The 17,845-nt window shown below is 68.3% G+C and carries 18 protein-coding genes and 1 pseudogene; 12 read left to right on the plus strand and 7 right to left on the minus strand.

Features of this window, described 5'->3' with window-relative positions; translation table 11 throughout:
• Positions 1 to 19 precede the first annotated feature (19 nt).
• The 5 genes from AB0M67_RS16280 to AB0M67_RS16300 all read left to right on the plus strand — a co-directional run bounded on the left by AB0M67_RS16280 (position 20) and on the right by AB0M67_RS16300 (position 6,186).
• Entirely contained in the window at positions 20 to 1,597 is a 1,578-nt protein-coding gene (locus AB0M67_RS16280) for a pyridoxal phosphate-dependent aminotransferase (protein WP_365746021.1), read from the plus strand.
• Positions 1,594 to 2,469 (plus strand): BtpA/SgcQ family protein, encoded by an 876-nt coding sequence (locus AB0M67_RS16285; protein WP_365746022.1) that lies wholly within the window; start codon positions 1,594 to 1,596, stop codon positions 2,467 to 2,469. Before AB0M67_RS16280 ends, AB0M67_RS16285 begins: the two co-directional genes overlap by 4 nt.
• On the plus strand, positions 2,462 to 3,595 hold the full coding sequence (locus AB0M67_RS16290; RefSeq protein ID WP_365746023.1) for an SIS domain-containing protein: 1,134 nt from the start codon (positions 2,462 to 2,464) through the stop codon (positions 3,593 to 3,595). Before AB0M67_RS16285 ends, AB0M67_RS16290 begins: the two co-directional genes overlap by 8 nt.
• 10 nt (positions 3,596 to 3,605) lie before the next feature.
• Entirely contained in the window at positions 3,606 to 5,090 is a 1,485-nt protein-coding gene (gene gltX / locus AB0M67_RS16295) for a glutamate--tRNA ligase (protein WP_365746086.1), read from the plus strand.
• 79 nt (positions 5,091 to 5,169) lie between these two features.
• Entirely contained in the window at positions 5,170 to 6,186 is a 1,017-nt protein-coding gene (locus AB0M67_RS16300) for a hypothetical protein (RefSeq protein WP_365746024.1), read from the plus strand.
• 235 nt (positions 6,187 to 6,421) lie between these two features.
• Here the strand turns inward: AB0M67_RS16300 and gltX (AB0M67_RS16305) are convergent, their stop codons facing one another.
• Positions 6,422 to 7,795 carry a glutamate--tRNA ligase gene (gene gltX / locus AB0M67_RS16305; protein WP_365746087.1) on the minus strand — a complete coding sequence of 458 codons (1,374 nt, stop codon included), beginning with the start codon at positions 7,793 to 7,795 and terminating at the stop codon, positions 6,422 to 6,424.
• A gap of 449 nt (positions 7,796 to 8,244) precedes the next feature.
• Here gltX (AB0M67_RS16305) and AB0M67_RS16310 point away from each other — a divergent pair, with 449 nt between their 5' ends.
• Positions 8,245 to 9,348, plus strand: coding sequence for a DUF4037 domain-containing protein (locus AB0M67_RS16310; RefSeq protein ID WP_365746025.1), 1,104 nt, complete (start codon positions 8,245 to 8,247; stop codon positions 9,346 to 9,348).
• Positions 9,349 to 9,410: 62 nt separating this feature from the next.
• On the opposite strand, the gene AB0M67_RS16315 is transcribed toward AB0M67_RS16310, so the two are convergent.
• Entirely contained in the window at positions 9,411 to 9,989 is a 579-nt protein-coding gene (locus tag AB0M67_RS16315; protein WP_365746026.1) for a winged helix-turn-helix domain-containing protein, read from the minus strand.
• 112 nt (positions 9,990 to 10,101) lie between these two features.
• On the opposite strand from AB0M67_RS16315, the gene def reads away from it, so the two are divergent.
• Positions 10,102 to 10,764, plus strand: a complete 663-nt coding sequence (gene def / locus AB0M67_RS16320; protein ID WP_365746027.1) for a peptide deformylase — start codon at positions 10,102 to 10,104, stop codon at positions 10,762 to 10,764.
• 282 nt (positions 10,765 to 11,046) lie between these two features.
• Here def and AB0M67_RS16325 read toward each other — a convergent pair whose 3' ends face one another.
• Together AB0M67_RS16325 and AB0M67_RS16330 are read right to left on the minus strand one after the other, a co-directional pair.
• A complete protein-coding gene (locus AB0M67_RS16325) occupies positions 11,047 to 11,478 on the minus strand; it encodes an ankyrin repeat domain-containing protein (protein ID WP_365746028.1) in 432 nt (143 codons plus the stop codon).
• A 61-nt stretch (positions 11,479 to 11,539) separates the two neighbouring features.
• Entirely contained in the window at positions 11,540 to 11,842 is a 303-nt protein-coding gene (locus AB0M67_RS16330; RefSeq protein ID WP_365746029.1) for a hypothetical protein, read from the minus strand.
• A gap of 424 nt (positions 11,843 to 12,266) precedes the next feature.
• Here AB0M67_RS16330 and AB0M67_RS16335 point away from each other — a divergent pair, with 424 nt between their 5' ends.
• Both AB0M67_RS16335 and AB0M67_RS16340 read left to right on the plus strand, forming a co-directional pair.
• The gene (locus AB0M67_RS16335) at positions 12,267 to 13,055 is read left to right on the plus strand and encodes an alpha/beta fold hydrolase (protein WP_365746030.1); all 789 of its coding nucleotides are present in this window, start codon (positions 12,267 to 12,269) and stop codon (positions 13,053 to 13,055) included.
• 209 nt (positions 13,056 to 13,264) lie between these two features.
• The gene (locus AB0M67_RS16340) at positions 13,265 to 13,402 is read left to right on the plus strand and encodes a hypothetical protein (RefSeq protein ID WP_365746031.1); all 138 of its coding nucleotides are present in this window, start codon (positions 13,265 to 13,267) and stop codon (positions 13,400 to 13,402) included.
• 35 nt (positions 13,403 to 13,437) lie between these two features.
• Here the strand turns inward: AB0M67_RS16340 and AB0M67_RS16345 are convergent, their stop codons facing one another.
• Both AB0M67_RS16345 and AB0M67_RS16350 read right to left on the minus strand, forming a co-directional pair.
• Positions 13,438 to 13,803, minus strand: coding sequence for a hypothetical protein (locus AB0M67_RS16345; RefSeq protein ID WP_365746032.1), 366 nt, complete (start codon positions 13,801 to 13,803; stop codon positions 13,438 to 13,440).
• Positions 13,804 to 14,068: 265 nt separating this feature from the next.
• On the minus strand, positions 14,069 to 14,734 hold the full coding sequence (locus tag AB0M67_RS16350; RefSeq protein ID WP_365746033.1) for a TetR/AcrR family transcriptional regulator: 666 nt from the start codon (positions 14,732 to 14,734) through the stop codon (positions 14,069 to 14,071).
• 109 nt (positions 14,735 to 14,843) lie between these two features.
• On the opposite strand from AB0M67_RS16350, the gene AB0M67_RS16355 reads away from it, so the two are divergent.
• A complete protein-coding gene (locus tag AB0M67_RS16355; RefSeq protein ID WP_365746034.1) occupies positions 14,844 to 15,791 on the plus strand; it encodes an SDR family NAD(P)-dependent oxidoreductase in 948 nt (315 codons plus the stop codon).
• A gap of 507 nt (positions 15,792 to 16,298) precedes the next feature.
• A pseudogene (locus tag AB0M67_RS16360) lies at positions 16,299 to 16,418 on the plus strand (M56 family peptidase); the annotation flags it as partial.
• Positions 16,419 to 16,522: 104 nt separating this feature from the next.
• On the opposite strand, the gene AB0M67_RS16365 reads toward AB0M67_RS16360, so the two are convergent.
• Positions 16,523 to 17,044 (minus strand): YcxB family protein, encoded by a 522-nt coding sequence (locus AB0M67_RS16365; RefSeq protein ID WP_365746035.1) that lies wholly within the window; start codon positions 17,042 to 17,044, stop codon positions 16,523 to 16,525.
• Between the two features lie 178 nt (positions 17,045 to 17,222).
• Between AB0M67_RS16365 and AB0M67_RS16370 the strand changes: the two genes are divergently transcribed.
• Positions 17,223 to 17,648: a hypothetical protein gene (locus tag AB0M67_RS16370; RefSeq protein ID WP_365746036.1), complete on the plus strand. Its 426-nt coding sequence runs from the start codon at positions 17,223 to 17,225 to the stop codon at positions 17,646 to 17,648.
• Positions 17,649 to 17,845 lie beyond the last annotated feature (197 nt).

Below are 17,845 nucleotides of genomic sequence, written 5' to 3' on the forward strand. Positions count from 1 at the left end.
TCCGCTCTTGGGAGTGAGTATGCAACTGTTCGCTTCCGTCCCTCCGGTAGTGACGCCGACGGTGCCGGACGAGGCACTCACGATGGCCCGGCACACAGCTGTCTCGCATCGGAAGGACACCGTATTCCTGCCCCATGTCGACGCCGCGGCACTGGACGTCTTCGCCCGGGCACGTGATCCACACGACCCTTTCGAGCTGAGAGACCTGTGGTTGGGCCGCGTGGAGCACGCCCTCGGAGCAGACGCGCTGCGGCCCTGGCTCGCGGAACGATGGCGCTCGGCGCCGCCTCTGCGGACCGTGGACGTGGAAGAGGTACTCGAATCGCGAGCCACCGTACGGATGGTGAAGGAACTGTTCAACTGGTTCTTCCGCGACGACCTTTACGGTGCGCTGCGGGAGCGGTCCCATGTGATCCTGTCGGGGGGCTCGGTGAGCGAGGAGGTCTGGGGGCTGCCGGGAGCGCTCAAGCAGTGCATTCGCTACGCTCTCGACCGCGACTGGTACGGGTACTCCGACTCACGAGGCCGTGAGGCCGCCCGAAGCGCCATCGCCGGGTACGAGAACGCCCGGATCGACAAGGGCGGCTACGACGAGTCCGAGGTCGCCATCACCATGGGCGGCACAGTAGCGATCAGCTCCCTGGCCGATCTGATCCTCACGGGCCCCTATGGGTGGTCGAAGGGCAGCGGCTCGCGCCCCCCGGTGCTGTGCGCCATACCGAACTACCCTCCGTTGGTCGAGACCACCGCCCGCCGCAACCCGGTGAAGCTGGTCCCACTGCCTGCGTGCGGGGGCCGTATCTCGCTGGCACCGCTGATCGAGGCGATCCGGCCGGACACCCCCATGGTGCTGCTGCAGACGGCGGGAAATCCCACCGGGGCGGTCGTAGCGGAAGACGAACTGGCCGCGCTGATCCGAGCGGCGGCGCCCTCATGCGTTGTGATCCTTGACGAGTGCCATGAATGGCTCGGGCCCGAACGGCTCCGTTCGTCGGCCCGGCGCGCACCCCATGTGGTGCGCGTCAGCAGTCTCTCCAAGGCATGGTCGGCGCCGGGGCTGAAGGTGGGATGGATCCTCGCTGACCGCCGCCTCGTGGATGAGTACCACGAGTATGCCTCCACAGCGTTCGGCGGTCCGCCGTCCTTCTTCTACACGGCGGTGGAAGTGCTGGCCCGGATGGAACGGTGGATGGCCGAGGGCCTGGTCGAACCCGGAACGGTCGAGTGCGCCGAGTTCGAGGCGGGATACCGGCTGGAGCCGGACCTGCTGCGGGCCGCCTACAGAAGCTACCGCCTGGAACGCTGTGCACGCGAGGAGTCGTTGCGTGCGGTGCGCGCCGCGGCGGTGACGGGGCTGGAGAACATCCCGGCCAGTGTGGTCACTCCCCTGCACTCCATCAACGCGACGGTGGAGTTCCCTTCCTTCGACGACTCCTACCTGTGCTTCAGGCGGCTGCTCCACGACACCGGCGTCTCGGTCTTCCCCGGAGTTCTCACCTTCTGCCTGGGGGGCGGCTCCGTCCGCGTGACCACTTCACGCCCCTGGGAAGACCTGACTCTGGCCTTCTCGCGTCTCCGGCAGCGAGCGTCCGGGTGAGCGCCATCGGTCCAGGAGAGGCGGCGGCCGGACCGCTGCGGGCACAGGGCCCCACCGTCCTGGGGATGGTGCATCTCGCCCCACTTCCCGGTACGCCCTTCCACCGGGACGGGAGTCTGCCCGAGATCATCGACCGAGCCGTGGCGGACGCCCTCGCCCTGCGCGAGGGCGGCGCGAACGGCTGCCTGGTGCAGACCGCCGACCGGGTGGCCGGCGCGGCGGACGACAGCGATCCGGCCCGCACAGCCGCCATGGCGCTGACGGTGCGCGCGGTCCGCGAGGCGGTCGGTGCCGAGTTCCGCGTCGGGGTGCAGATGATGCGGAACGCCGTACGGGCGTCGCTGGCCGTGGCGCGGACAACGGAGGTCGACTTCGTCCGAGTGGCCACACTGGTGGGGGCGACCCTCTCCCCTCACGGACTTGTGGAGGCGGATCCGACCGGCGTCATGGAGTACAGGAAGAAGATCGGGGCCTGGGGGGTGCAGGTCGTCGCCGAGGTGTCATCCATGCACTTCTCCTGGCTGGGCGACAGTCCGTCCATCGGGCAGGTGGGGCGATGGGCCGAACAGGCGGGAGCGGACGCCCTCGCCGTGAGCGACCCGGACGAAGCCGCGCTGCTGAAGAAGATCGCCGCTCTGCGTCGCGCCTGCCCCGGTCTTCCGCTGCTTCTCGCGGGGCACACCGACCACACCAATGCGGCCCGCCTGCTGGCTGTGGCCGATGGAGCGTTCGTGGGGCGGTGCCTCCAGCGAGGCGGTTGGGGCGGCCCGGTGGACGCGGTGCGAGTCAAGAAGTACGTCGCCGCCGTTGGCAGAGCTGGAAATGACGGTGTTCGCCCCGAAGGCGGCGTAGAGGAGGCCGAACGTGCCTGAACAGTGCCGACCCGAGGTGATGATCGATCAAGCCAAGGCACTGGCCGACGACTTACGTCTGCTGACAGCACCCTGCGGAACCCGGGCCGCCGAACTGTTGAGCCCGGCCGAGTGGGCCGCCGTGGGCAACGTCCATCTCACGGGCGACGGAGACTCCTACCATGCCGCCCGCGCCGCGGAATCCGCCTTCGCCGCCTTCACCGAGGTCGACTGCCGGCCGTGGAGCGCCCTGCGTCTACTGGAATACGGTCCACGCCCCACCGCGGGCCCCGGGAGAGACCTGGTGATCGCGGTATCGGCCTCCGGCCGGACCGACCGGGTCCTTGAGGCGGTGGCCCGATGCCGCGCGAGCGGCGCCCTGACGATCGGCGTCACCGCACAGGCCGGGAGCCCGCTCACCGAGATCGCGGAGCGGACCCTCCTGGTCCGGCCGCCCGACCGGGAACGCTCCCCCGGAATCCGTACCTACCAGAGCTCGCTACTGGGCCTGCTGCTGATCGCCGTGGCACTGGGCGAGGGCCGGGCGGTGCTCGACGGAACTCGGGCCGACCGTCTTCGGCGGGAAATCGCCGAACTGGCCGGGCCCATGGACGCCACCGTACGGAACACATCGAGCGCCGGCCACGTGCTCGGCGGGGAACTCGCCGATGCCCCCGCGATACTGCTGGCCGGGAGCGGCCCCGGACAGGGCACAGCCATGTTCTGCGCGGCCAAGATCATTGAGGGTGCGGGGGTTCTGGCAGCCGGGCAGGATCTTGAGGAGTGGTGTCATGTCGAACGTTTCGCTCTCCCCGCCGATCTGCCGCTGATCGTTCTGGCCCAGCCCGGACGTACCCGGAGCAACGCCCGGGCCGTCGCCATTCGGGCGCGTGACCTGGGCCGTCGGGTGGTGGCAGTCGTACCCCTGGAGTCCTGCGGGAAAGAGTGGACGGAACGCGAGGCAGGGACCATTCTGCCCGTCCACGGCGAGGTACGCGAAGAGTTCGCCCCTCTGCTCTACCACCTCTTCGTACACTCTTTCACCGCTTCGCTGGCCGTGCGGCTGGGCCGCAGGCCATTCGAAGGCGGCAGGGCCATGGCGCCGGTGTCGGCGCCTGGCCGGAAGAAGGGCGGCACGGCTGATTGACGTGACCAGGGTGCGCTACACCCCCTCGCCGGTCGGCCCGCCCAGCGTCGGCTTGGCTCATGCGGCCCTTTTCAACTGGGTGTTCGCCCGCAGCAGGCAAGGAGTTTTCGTGCTGCGTCTGGAGGACACCGATACGGCACGCGTGCGACCGGAGTACGAGCAACCCCAACTGGAGGCCCTACGTTGGTTGAATCTCCCCTGGGACGAAGGGCCGGGAACCGGCGGTCCGCACGCACCGTACCGGCAGAGCCGGCGCGGTGACATCTACGCGGAGATCCTGCGACGCCTGCGTGAGGCAGGAGAGGTCTACCCGTGCTACTCCACCCGCCAGGAGGCCGCGGCCCGTCGAGCAGCGGCCGGCGGTGATCCACGACTCGGCTACGACAACCACGACCGGCGGCTGACACAACGTCAGATCCAGGAGTTTCACGCGGAGGGACGCCGCCCCGTCTGGAGACTGCGGGTGCCCGATCGTGATGCGGTCGTCGATGACTTGGTGCGCGGTCGCGTCGTCTTCCGGGCGGGCACCGTTCCTGACCCGGCTCTCACCCGCAGCACCGGCGCGCCCCTCTACGCCCTTGCGAATCCCGTCGACGACGCCCTGATGGGGATCACCCACGTCCTGCGCGGCGAGAGTCTGCTTCCCGCGACCCCTGGCCACCTCGCCCTGCATGACGCGCTCCACCGCATCGGCGTCTCCGCACACGTCCCCCGATTCGGCCATCTGCCTTCTGTGGTGGGGGCGAACCGACGACGGCTGGGCCGCAGCAGCCCAGAGGCACATGTGCTCCGCTACCGCGACGAGGGCTGTCTGCCGGAGGCCATGGTCAACCACCTCGCCCGGCTCGGATGGTCGCCGCCCGAGGGACGGGAGGTGTTCACCCTCGCGGAAATGGTCGCCGCCTTCAGCCTGAAACGGGTCAGCCCGGCCCCCGCACAATTCGATCCGGCTCGTGTGCGCTTACTGAACGCGGCTCACATTCGCGCATTGAGCCCGGGACACTTCGTCACAGCCCTGCGACCTCATCTCGAACGGTCCGGGCTGCCCAGCCGAGGTCCCGCGGAACACGTGCTGAGGACCGCCCTGCCCCTCGTCCAGCCCCGCACCACAGTGCTACGGGACGCGCCCAGGCTTCTGGCCTTTCTCCTGCTCGGGGAGGACGAGTTCCGTAGTACCGAGGATCCTCGCGCCGGTCTCCCGACGGACGAGGCCCGAGCAGGCCTGCGCTGTGCCGCCGCGGCACTGCGGCCAATCGACCCATGGGACATGGAAGGGATCACTCGGGCAATGCGCGGGGCAGTCGACCGCGGCCGGCTGGCCGCCGTACGCGTGGCTGTCACGGGAGCATCGGTGTCCCTTCCGCTCTACGAGTCGATTCACCTACTGGGGCGGGACCGCTCCCTGACCCGGATCAGCCGGGCATTGACCTTGCTTGAGGATGCGCCGGCGACCGGGCCGGCGCCGGCAGACGAAGCCCAGTATCCCGACGGATAGCCCAGAGCCACGCTGCGGAGGTCGCTCCGCCGCGACCGTGCACGGTGAAGAACCGGCACCCATGCCACCAGGGGAGCGCATGTCCGAGAGCACACAACGAGACGAGGTCCAGCATCGCTCGGATTTCGGGGTGGTATTCGCCGCGACACATAGCCATGTGCCGTTCGCCATGGCCTCCATCAGCTCTCTGCGCAGGTACTCGCCTTCCGTACCGGTACGGCTTGTGGTGGACGTCTCGGACGAACGCGCGGAGGCGGCGGCGCGTCGTCTGCGGGTAGAACTCGTCGTCGCCCCGCTCGCCGTCGAAGACGAGTTCATCCGGTCAAGGCTGCTCAAGATCGGGGCTATCGGCTCGGCCCCCTTCGACGACATCCTGTATATCGACTCGGACACCCTGCTGCTGGACGACGTACTGCGGATACGGAACCTGCGGGACAAGGAGCCACACGGGGGCCGGCCGTTGATGATGCTGCTCCGCCGCCCGGTAGTCCCCACTCTGATGGGTTTCGGCCGCCTCAACTTCACCGCCCGCGACCCCTCGGTGGATGACATCCGTGACCTCCTCGGTCGGGCCTTGGGACTTCAACTCTCACCCGCGGAACTCGATCAACTGCTCTGCTGGAACTCCGGTGTGCTGCTCGGTCGCGCTGACGTTCTGCGCCCGCTGTGCGTCCGCTGGGCCGAGCTCTACGAACAAATCGCCACAGGTCCGCACCGTGCTCATTTCGTCCCGAACGACCAGCTCTGCCTGTGGTTGACGCTGCACGAGACCGCGGACCGGTCATTGGTGGGGGAATTGCCCCTGCGCTGGAATTTCATGCCGGGTCTGGCGCTCCGCGCCTCCGCGCACGGCACCTCCTCGCACGACCAATCGGCTTACCTGGAAGTCGCCCGTCTGAACGGGAGGAGCCTCGGTGACGACGCGCTGCGCGAGGTATCGCTCCTGCACTTCGCTCGTAACAAGTACGACGACTGGGCGCTGGAGATGACCGCCCGAGCGCTACGAGAGGCGGGCGTCGATCTCCCTCTTCCGGCCCGGAGCGTGCTGTCCACCTCCGGCGGAGAGAGTACGGGCGGCGGTGCACGGGCTCGGTAGCGTGATCCACGCAGCTGAGTGCCACGGTGTTCTCGGCAGGGCGAACGGGAGCCACTTGGGCAATGGGGGCGGAACCCGCGCGGCCGAACATCTGGCGCTTGATCATTGTGATCCTCGGTCGCCGACGGCGGTAAGCGCGCACGGCTCCGTATCCGCCGGACCTCGCCGCGGCTGGGGCGTGTTGCGAAAGTAGCGCCGTCCGCCCGCAGGCCAGGCGGGACTTTCGCAACACGCCCTACGCCTGCGCGGCCGGCTTCGTGGTCGCAGCGTCCAAACGGGCCAGCACACGGTCCCGGCCGAGCAGCTCCATGGACTCGAACAGCGGGAGTCCGATCGTCCGGCCGGTGACCGCGACCCGGATGGGTGCCTGGGCCTTGCCCAGCTTCAGCCCGTGCTTCTCACCGACGGCGAGCAGGACCGCCTTCAGGTCGTCCGCCTGCCAGTCCGCGACGGCGGCCAGCTCGACGCGGGCGTCACGCAGAACGTCGCGGGCGCCCGCCTTCATCGCCTTGCTCCACGACGCCTCGTCCTCGACCGGCTCGTCGAGGAACAGGAAGTCCACATAACTGGTGATCTCCGACAGCAACGCAATCCTCGTCTGGGCCAGCGGCGCCACCTTTTCGAGGACGGCCCGGTCGAATGCCTCCGGCTGCCACGGCGCGTACGGGGCGACGAGCCACGGCGCGCAGACGGCGGCGAACCGCTCCGGCGCCAGGGCGCGGATGTAGTCACCGTTGAACGCGGTCAGCTTCTTCACGTCGAAGAACGCCGGCGACGTACCGACGTCCTCGATCCGAAAGCGCGCCTCCAGCTCCTCGTACGGAAGGATCTCCTGGTCATCGCCAGGCCCCCAGCCGAGCAGCATCAGATAGTTCACCATCGCCTCGGGCAGAAAGCCCTCGGCCAAGTAGTCCTCCAGCGCCACCTTGTCCCGGCGCTTCGACAACTTCTGCCGCTTCTCATTCACGATCACGGGCAGGTGCGCCCACACCGGCGGCTGCGCGCCGAGCGCCTCCCACAGCAACTGCTGTTTCGGCGTATTCGACAGGTGCTCGTCACCACGGATGACCTGGGTGATGCCCTCGTCCACGTCATCGACAACGTTGGCGATCAGGAAAACCGGGGATCCGTCGCCGCGGGCGATGACGAAGTCCTCGATCGCGTTGTTCGGGAACGCGGGCTCCCCTCGGATGAGATCGACGACGACCGTCTCACCCTCATCCGGCGTCCGGAACCGCAGCGCCCGCCCTTCCTCGAACGCGAGGCCGCGGTCGCGGCAGAAGCCGTCGTACCCGAGGTGCTCCGACCTCGTGCGCTCCTTCAGCTGCTCACGGGTGCAGTCGCAGTAGTACGCCTTGCCCGCCGCGTAGAGCTCCTGGGCGGCCTCGCTGTGCCGGGCGGCGTTGTGCGACTGGAAGTACGGCCCCTCGAAGGCGGTGTCCTCACCATGGATGCCAATGGCCGCCAAGGCGTTGACGATGCCGTCGATCCACTCCGGCTTGTTGCGGGCCGCGTCGGTGTCCTCGATCCGCAGGACAAAAACGCCGCCGGACTGTCGTGCCACGGCCCAGTTGTAGAGAGCGGACCGTGCGCCACCGACATGGAACATGCCGGTCGGGGACGGGGCGAAACGAACACGAACCGGGGCAGTAGACATGCGATCCAGGGTACCGACGCCAACCGACCGGCCCAGCCACTCCACCTACAGGGCGAACTGCCCCTTGTCCCGCCGTGCGCCACCGCGCACCCCGTGCGATGGCTGCCCACCACTCCCGCGGGGAAGCGCCGGCGCCCAGGAGCTCCCAGGCCGGCTCGGTGACCAGCACGCCGATCGCGGCAGCGAGGCCCATGGACTCGTGTCCGTCGCGCCGCACCATCCGGACCGGGGCCCCGGCGTACTCGACGGCGTGCGGGAGGTTGCTGATGGCACAGGAGAAGCATCGGCTCCAGAGGCGGGACAGGAGTGCCTCTCCAGGCGCTACGCACTGGCGGGTGCGCCGCTCCGCCGGACGTGGAAAAACCTTCGACCAACCAGAGCCGATCCGGCACGCTCCCGTCATGACCACACCGCCCTTCATCCCCGGACTGGAGCTCTCCCGCCGCTTCTACCTCGAAGCGGTGCGGCCCCTGCTGGAGGAGACCGCCCCCGCGATCACGTACTCCGCCGCCCGTCTTGGGAGCGGCTCGGAAGTCCTGGGATTCGACACCGCCCGCTCCGCGGACCACGAGTGGGGTCCCCGTCTGCAGATCTTCCTGCACCCGCAGGACGTCACCCGCCACAGCACGGGCATCAAAAAGGTGCTCTCCGAACGCCTGCCGAAGGCCTTCTGCGGCTACCCGACGCACTTCGCCCCGACAGACGAGGTGGATATCCGAGTCATGCAGGCGACCAAGGGACCGGTTCACCACCGCGTCGAAGTCACCGACCCGGGGACCTGGTTCATCGCGCAGCTGGGCTTCGACCCCCGTAAGGGCGTCACCTTGGCGGACTGGCTGGCCACTCCCGCCCAGCTCCTGGCCGAGGTGACCGCCGGTGCGGTCTTCCACGACGGACTCGGCCAACTCGCCCCGGCACGCGCCAACCTCCACTGGTATCCCCACGACCTCTGGCTCTACCTCCTCGCCTGCCAATGGCAGCGCGTCTCCCGGGAAGAAGCCTTCGTCGGGCGCTGTGGCGAAGTGGGTGATGAACTCGGCTCCGCCGTCGCCGCCGCCCGGCTGGTCCGCGACCTGATGCGGCTCTGCCTGCTCATGGACCGCCGCTACCCGCCCTACAGCAAATGGCTCGGCAGCGCCTTCGCCCGTACTTCCCAGGCGCCCGCCCTCACCCGGCCCCTCACCTCGGCCCTCGCCGCCACCGACTGGCATACCCGCGAGAACCACTTGGCCCATGCCTACGAGGCCGTCGCGGCCGCGCACAACCAACTCGCCCTCACCGACCCGGTTGACCCCGCCACGCGTCCGTATCACAGCCGCCCGTTCCAGGTGCTGCGTGCCGAACGGTTCACCGCGGCGCTGACTGCCCGTATCACCGACCCGACCATCCGCGCGCTGCCGACGATCGGCACGATCGACCAGTTCATCGACAGCACCGACGTCCTCAGCCGCCCTGAGCTGACACGCGCCGCGACCCACGCGATGGTCCATGCCCCGAAACGATGAACCTCGTTCCTCGACCGTAGACGTTCCCAGAGTGGGGCTGACGGCTGGCGGCTGACGGCTTCTCAGTCCTCGTCCTCGCCGTCCGCTGTGTGGGGAAGCAGGGGGAACAGCCGGGTGATGAGGGCCACCGGTCGAGCGCCGTCAGGGCGGGCCAGGGGGCGTTGCTCGCGGTCCTGGTAGGGCGCGAGGGCCCGTCGCATCACGTTCGCGACTCGGCTCATCTCCTCAGGCGTCAGGTAGGCGACGGCACTGAAGGCCTCGTCGTGGCGCCATTCGGATGGCGCCTCCTCTCGCTGGGTCAGCCATCGTTGCCAGCTCTCGTCCTCCAGCCCGCGGGCCAAGTCGCCGAACTGCTCCTCCATAGGCGCGTCTGCGGCGTGGGTCTGCTGCTTCAGACGCCAGGGACGTGCACGGCCCCCGCTGTGGGGGGCCTCTTCGATCTGTCCGTGGCGTGCGAGCTGGCGTAGATGGAACGAGCAGAGGCCAGAGCTGTAGCCGAGCCGGGAGGCGGCTTCGGTCGCCGTGACGGTACCGACTTCGGCCAGTAGGTCCAGCAAGGCCGTGCGGACTTCGTGCTCCCGCAATTCGTCGCCGCTGCTGGCTGTCCGGTCGTCTGGGGCGTTGACGTCATCTTCAGGCACTTTGCAAAGTCTGCTACTTTGCAAAGGTCTTGGCAAGCGGTAATCCTTGCTGAAGGCATCAGCCGCGGTGACCTCCGCGGCATCTGTGGCGTGCGCAAAAGAGGAAACAGCCATGTCTGTTCGTCCCGAGCGGTCCCGTCCCGTCGACCGGCGAGTCCGCGTTCAAGGCCGCCCAGTGGACGCCTATCCAGCCCTGCCACCGGAGGCGCAACGGGGTTCGGTTCGCAGGGTCACGGTGGTGGGTGAGGAGGTGCTGAGCCGTCCCTGCCGGGAGGTGACCGAGTTCGGAACTCCGGAGTTGTCGACCTTGATCGACGACATGTTCCTGACCATGTATGTGGCCGACGGCGCCGGCCTGGCCGCCAACCAGGTGGGCGTCGACCTGCGGCTGTTCGTGTATGACTGCCCGGACGACTATGGGATCCGGCATGTCGGTCACCTCATCAACCCAGTGCTGGAGCTGCCCGATCCAGGTAGCCGCCGACTCGTTGACGACTTCGAGGGCTGCCTGTCCGTGCCCGGCGCCGCCATGGCGGTTCCTCGCACCGATCGTGCCGTCGCTCGTGGATTCGACAAGGACGGCAACCCTCTCGTTATCGAGGGGATGGGTTACTTCGCCCGATGTCTGCAGCATGAGACCGATCACCTCGTCGGCCACACGTATCTTGACCGGCTCTCCAAGCGGGATCGCAAGGACGCTTTGCGGCAGATGGAGGACCGCCAGGAGAACGTCTTCGCGCAACGCGCGGTCAAGGCAGCCAGTTTGGGGCGGTGACACGCACGGGAGGGGACGACGTCGGTGCGGCGGGCATACCCGGTCAGGCCCGGCAGACTGGGCCACCACCCGGCCACCCCTACGGTGAGCGCGGGCACCGAAGGGTGGCGGGCCTCCTGCGGGGCGGCCGTCTCCACACTGGCGGCGGCGTAGGCGGGTCAGGAGCACCCCGCCGGCCGCATCCAAGGCGTAACCTCCGGGCCCCGGTTGGCGCGCCGTCACGTGTCGGCGGGGCGTCACGTGTCGGCGGGGCGTCCACCGCAGGCAAAGGGTGCGAGGCCCTCACACCGCCCGGGACCGCTCCAGCAGTTCCACGACCTCCCCGTGAGGCATGCCGGGCTCCCGCCAGCCACGGGCCCAGTCCAGGGCACTGCCCCCGGTGCCGTTGTCCTCCTTCAGCTCAGGGTCGGCCCCATGGGCGAGCAGCAACTTCACCATGGCGGTATCGGCATGGGCCGCCGCCGCCGCCAGCGGGAGCCCATCGCGAGGGCCGTGGGACTCCAGATTCGGCGACGCACCGGCCGTCAGCAGAAGCTCCGCGCAGCGGACCTCGCCCTGCACCACGGAAAGATACAAGGCGGTCCCACCGTCCGGGCGCCGGTCGTCCGGGACAGCGCCCAGACGCAGCAGACGGGCCAGACCCCCTACTCGCCCTTGCTCTGCCGCCTCGCACATGCGTCTGGGGAGTTTCTTGCGCTGCCTGTTGTTCACCATGCTCCTTACCCTGAAGCAAGGGCCGACCGCCCGTGCACAGCATCGCGGCCAACCCCGTCACTCAATTGAACACACTACGGAACGTGCAGTGGTGGGCCCGGTACCCCTTCCCGTACTTCTGGCTGATCTGCTCCTGAACATCACTCTGGGCCGCGTTCTCGGCAGCTTTCTTACTCTTGCCCGTGCCGCTCCCCTTGAGCTGCTTGTTGCCGTGATCACCCGACCCGATCTTCTCGACCGCACAGGTCGCCGAGGAGTGCCACTTCTTCTTCAGCCCCACGGCATCCGCACTGGTCGCCCCAGCCAGCGGGACCAGAACCAACAGAGCCGAGACCATCGCCGCACGGATCTTGTGACTCATCATCAATCTCACCTTCCCGGCAGGTCGTCGTGGGCGACGACCGCGCCTCACAACGAGAACCATCACCACAGTGTGACGAGACAGATACCAATTGTAATCGCATGGAAACCCGGACACCCAAAGGAACTTCTGTACGCACGGCGATCACATCGGCATCCGAGCAACAGTCGGGGGCTCCACCCCGCCGGTCAACTCCCTTCTCGAACCGGCCTGGTCCCGGGGGGGGGCTCCGTCCGCAGGTGTTACCGCTACGGGGAACGGCTCCACCACAAAGGTGCACACGCACACACGCGGCTCATACTCATACAGTCCTTCCAGCAGTCCTTCCAGCAGTGGGCGATGACCGGGGCTTCCGGCCGGCCGGGGTCTGCCGGAAGCCCCGGTGCCACGACGCGCTGAATCCTGACCATGAGGAGTGACGATCTGCATGCCGCACACGACGACGCCCGACGGCGTCGGTATCGCGTATCAGGTACGGGGCGAGGGGGCGCCGCTGGTTCTGCTGGCGGGCCAGTCGAACAACCACCACTGGTGGGACGGAGTGCGTGACGATTTCCACGGCGACCGCAGCACCATCACGTTCGACTACCGCGGTACGGGGCAGAGCGACAAGCCCGACACGCCTTACAGCACCGAGCTGTTCGCCCTGGATGTGATCTCGGTGCTCGACGACCTCGGTGTCGACCGGGCCGATGTCTACGGGACGTCCATGGGCGGGCGCGTGGCCCAACAGCTCGCAGCCCGCCATCCAGAGCGGGTACGCGCCCTGGTGCTCGGGTGCACATCGCCCGGCGGGCCGCACGCCGTTGAACGCACCAACGAGGTGCGCCGGTCGCTGGTGCGGACGCAACCGGGCGCGGCGCGGCAGGCTCTGCTGGAGCTGATGTACACCCCGGCCTGGCTGGCAGAGAACCCCGGCCCGTACCAGACGCTCGGCGACCCGGGGATGCCCGCCCACGCCCGGCGTCGCCACCTGGCGGCCAGCAACCAGCACGACGCGTGGCAATTCCTGCCGGGCATCGGCGCACCCACTCTGGTCGTGCACGGCAGCGACGACCTGCTCAACCCCGCCACCAACAGCCCCCTGCTCGCGGACCGTATCCCCGGCGCCCGACTGCACGTGATCCCCGGAGCGAGGCACGCCTATTTCGAGGAGTACCGCGCCGTCGCGAGCCCGCTCGTCCTGGACTTCCTCACGACCATGCGGCAGCGGTGAGGAGAGGCACAGCGTACGGGCGGGGAGCCGCTCGGTAACGGTCCCGCGCTTCCACCACTAGGAGTTGAGTGCCGTCGCGCGGGGGTTCGCCGCGGGTACGTACCCGTACTCCGGGAGCGGGTGCTGAAGCTCGGCTCGGCTCTTTCTGCCGAGCCGCCGCCCGCGGAGCCGTAAGCCCGGCGCTTGTACCTACCAGGGATCAAGCCCCCATGGTTTCCCCCCTGTACAAGCGAGGACGGTTTCTCGGCACCTACCTGTGCGTGGCACTCGCCACCCTCCTCACCGGCATCGGCGCGGCAGCCGATGACGCGTCGTGGATGGGGGTGATGTCGGGGTCCCGCCGGTAATGCTGCTGGATTGAACGACGGATGAACTGCCGAACTCAGATCGTCCAGCCCACCAGCGGAATGCGAATACCGGTGAGCAAGCCCACGAACATCACAGCGGACAGGAGCACCACCACGACGAGGCGCAGGGCGATGACCGAGTCAACGGCGGTGCGCAACGGGTACCAGGGAACCAGGCGCAGCAGCCAGATCAGGGAAACCGAGAGCCCGAACAGCAGCGCCAGGGCCGCGATGTCGTCGTCGCCTGTGACCTGGACGGGTGCGCTCTCGTCGAGGTCGTACCCCTCCGCGTACATCGCGAAGGCGAGCGCTCTCCAGCAGAGGGCGGCGAACAGCGTCACGCCGGTTTCCAGGAGTGCGAAACGCGGTCCCTGCCGCGACGGGAGAAGCGACAGAAGCATGGCCGATTTCCAGGATTCGTGAGTGCCGGCAGGCCGCTGTCCGTGGTGGCGGGGGTGGTTGACGTCTTGGTGCATTCCGACACGGCCTCCACGCGCTTCTCGGTCAGGTCTGCCGCGACGCGGTCGCAGGCGATGTCCCCTCGTGTCCCTGAGAACGGTTTTCCTCACACGTGCTGTGACCCGCGGCCGGCACGATCCGGGCCCGTCGCCCGTGGACCGGGGCCACGGCCGTTTTGAGATCTTGGCCTGTCCAGTGCAACGCAGATCAGCGGCGGGGTAGCACGCCCAGGAGGGTTGCGGTCAGGGCCAGCTTCAAGGAGTCCTTCAGCTCCAAGTGGAAGCGGGCCAGGTCGGGCTCGGCCTGGTAGGCCGCCCGCAGGCTGGGTGGGGGTGTGCTGTACGCCGACAGCGCGCCGGCCATGACCATGGTTTGCAGGCTGAACAGTGTCGCGTTCTCGCCCAGCTCCGGCAGGTACTTCTGGATCAGGGCGGTCATGGTGGTCAGGCGGTCCAGGGAGGCGCGCTTGTAGCGTGCTACGACCTCGACGGAGACGTTGTGTTCCAGGACGCTGCCCTGTGCGCCGAAGAGGTCGCACAGCACCACTCGGTCGGAGAGTGAGCGGCTGAGGATCTCGGCCACCGCTGTCGCTCGCTCGGCCATGGGGAGATTCTCGTCGACGTCGGCGGCCAACTCGCCTGCCAGTTCCGTCAGCCACTCCCGCAGGAAGCGGTCCAGCAGTTCCAGCAGCACGGCCTCGCGAGACTCGAAGTAGCGCAGCACGTTCGGCTTCGCCAGGCCCACCCGGCGGCTGAGCTCGTTCAGGGTGACCGCGGCCACAGGCATCTCGTCGAGCATCGCCGACGCCATGTCGAGGATCGCCCGTCGGCGGATCTCCCGCTGCTCTTCGGTTCGCGCCCGCTGGAAAGTCACGATCGCCAGCCTAACTTAGGTACCTGCGGTACGTTGACAACGTACCGAAAGTACTTTAACGTCGTCGACACAAGATACCGTCGGTACATTAGATAATTGGGAGCCTGGCATGAGCGAGAAGTGGACGACGGCGAACATTCCGGACCAGCGCGGGCGGGTGGCCGTGGTAACCGGGGCCAACACCGGACTGGGGTACGAGACCGCCAAGGCGCTCGCCGAGCGCGGGGCGTCCGTGGTGCTCGCCGTGCGGAACGTCGAGAAGGGCGAGCAGGCCGCGGCCCGTATGACCGGCGACGTGACCGTGCAGGCGCTGGACCTGACCTCGCTCGACTCCGTCCGGACCGCGGCGGCGGCGCTGCGGTCCCGGCTCGACCGGATCGACCTGCTGATCAACAACGCCGGCGTGATGTACACCCCGAAGCAGACCACCCGGGACGGCTTCGAGATGCAGTTCGGCACCAACCACCTCGGCCACTTCGCGCTCACCGGGCTGCTGCTGGACCTGATGCTGCCGGTGCCCGGCTCGCGCGTGGTGACGGTCAGCAGCACCGGCCACCGCATCCGGGCCGCGATCCACTTCGACGACCTGCAGTGGGAGCGGTCGTACGGCCGGGCCGCCGCCTATGGTCAGTCCAAACTGGCCAACCTGATGTTCACGTACGAGCTGCAGCGCCGGCTCGCCACGCACGGCACCACCGTCGCGCTGGCCGCGCACCCCGGCATGTCCAGCACCGAGCTCGCCCGCAACACCCCCGCGGCCCTCCGGCTTCCGCTCACCTGGCTCGCGCCGCTGATCACCCAGACGCCGGCGATGGGCGCGCTGCCGACCCTGCGCGCCGCCACCGACCCCGCCGCGCTCGGCGGCCAGTACTACGGTCCCGGCGGACGCAACGAGATCATGGGCCACCCCCGGCTGGTCACCTCCAGCCCACAGTCGTACGAGGCAGCCGTCCAGCAGCGGCTGTGGGCCGTCTCAGAAGACCTCACCGGGGTGAGGTTCCCCGTCGCTCAGTCGAAGCAGAACCCGCTTCCCTCCGGATCGGCCATCACGAGGTAGCCCGCGCCGGCAGGAGGCGCCGGCTCGTCGCGGCGCAACCGGGTGTCGCCGAGACCGACGAGCGCTCGCACTCCGCTTCCAGGGCGACCATCCCCTCGTCGTCGTACGGCTGTTGCCAGAAACGGCCTTGCCCGACATGGTGTCGAGAGGAGCCGAAAATAGGCAGGTCGGGGCCAACGCGGCGGCCTGTGCCCGCCGCAGGGCACTGTCGCACTCATCTCGTTGCCTGACCGGACGGCACGTCAGTGGGGGCTGTGCGAACGTGGTGCACATCGTTGGGGTACATGGCATTCGTCGCGGGGGCGCTTGAGGAAGTGGTCCATCAGGAGGACCTGGCCAGTGTGCAGGAACCGGAGCTGCAGATGCTCGGTCCGCCGAAACTCTGGCCGGCCCGTCTCACGCGTCTGGTGATGGCTTACGACCTGCTGAGGTCGGCAACGGGTTCGGTGATCCACACAGTGCCTTGCGCTATCTGCGGACTGCTCCGGTCGCGCGGGCACGCTCGCGCAGATGTCGGCCGCCGCCAACCCTCTACTTCGGCCGTTGGCGGCGGCGGTAGCGTTCACCGTCGAGCGATGGGCCGACGAGGAAGCCGCCCACAGCACCGGCGACCGGCGCGCCGTCGCCGAAACCGTGTCGACCTGCTTTCGCTCGCGGAACGGTTCGCCTGGACGTCCGCCCAAGGCGGTGCCGCGTTACGCGGCTCGGGAGCCGCGAGCCGACGCCTGTGGTCACGCGGCTGCGAGATGCTTGGTGATCAGCGACCGCAGTTGTTCGGAGTCCTCCGGAGTACCCAGACCGCGTTTGGGGAGGATGAGCACTCCCGTTCCCCAGATGTCCGGGGTGAGCAGCACGAATACCCGGCGGCCCTCGACGCTGCGCCCGTAGAACCCCCAGTTGGTCTGATTCGTATGCCGCTCGGAAACGGTACTGATCCCGTCAGCGTCGACCGTCACGCGGTGTTCGCCCAAGTGCCGGGCATAGGCGAGCAGGGCAAGAGCTGTCAGCCAGCGGAAGGCTACAAAGAAGAGGCAGAGAGCCAGAAGGAGCTTCCACGCCGCCCAGCCCATGGCATCAACACCTCTGGTCAACAGGTTGGCTGTGCTCAGCAAGCCGAGCAATGCGACCAGTACCCACAGGGCGCGAAAGATCCATCGCCCGACTGGGCTGTAGCGCATGTGAATCCTCAATCCGTCAGATATCTCGCGCCATGTGACCACATAAGTCAGCTTCACAGAGCCGTCGACAGTCATACGTCGTCCCTCTCGCATCGGTGTCAAGTGGTCCCCAGCCCGACCGGGTGCGGTCTCGCGTGGTGACGCGCGAGCCCGGCCTTCGTTCGGTGTGCCTTCGAGGGGCGAATGCGTCTGGTGGGAACTGGGCGGTTATACCCCATCGGATTGGACGCGGTCGAGCGGGCGGACATTGCGGGTGAACCGCCGCGAGCTGGTTCTCGGACAGCACGTTGCGGGACTTGATGACGCTGTTGACCCCGAGCGCCAGCAGCAGCACCGCGTCTGGATCACGGAACATGGCGTTGAGGTTGTCCAGACCGACGAAGGAGAAGCCGGGGTCAAGACCGTCCCAGTCGGTGAAGGCGTCATACACGCCACGCGTGCTCGGCACGAGGACGACGAAGGCGAACAGCGGCATCGCCAGCGCGGCGAACCACCACGGCGCCGCGGTATGCGCGGACAGACGTACACGATCAGCGTGATGCTGCCGGACATCCGCAACCCGTTCTTCCCGGAGATTCTCGACGGACTGACCGATGCTCCGGACGCGACGGACTATCAGATGCTGATGGGACCGGGCACCAACAGCGAGGCGGCGGAGGCCCGCGTCACCGAGCCATGATCGACCGGGGCATGGATGGGCTGGTCCTGATCGCACCCGTCTCTCCAGCGTCGACCGGGCGGGCCGGCACATCGGCACCGAGGCCGCCCGTCTCCTGCTCGGCCGTCTCGCCGACCGGGGCAAGCCGTCTGCCCAGGTCAAGCTCTCGCCGTCCCCCGTAGTCCGCCGCGCCACCGCGCCACCGCGCGCCTGAGCCC

The organism is Streptomyces sp. NPDC051662 (assembly GCF_040681655.1).
GTDB lineage: Bacteria > Actinomycetota > Actinomycetes > Streptomycetales > Streptomycetaceae > Streptomyces.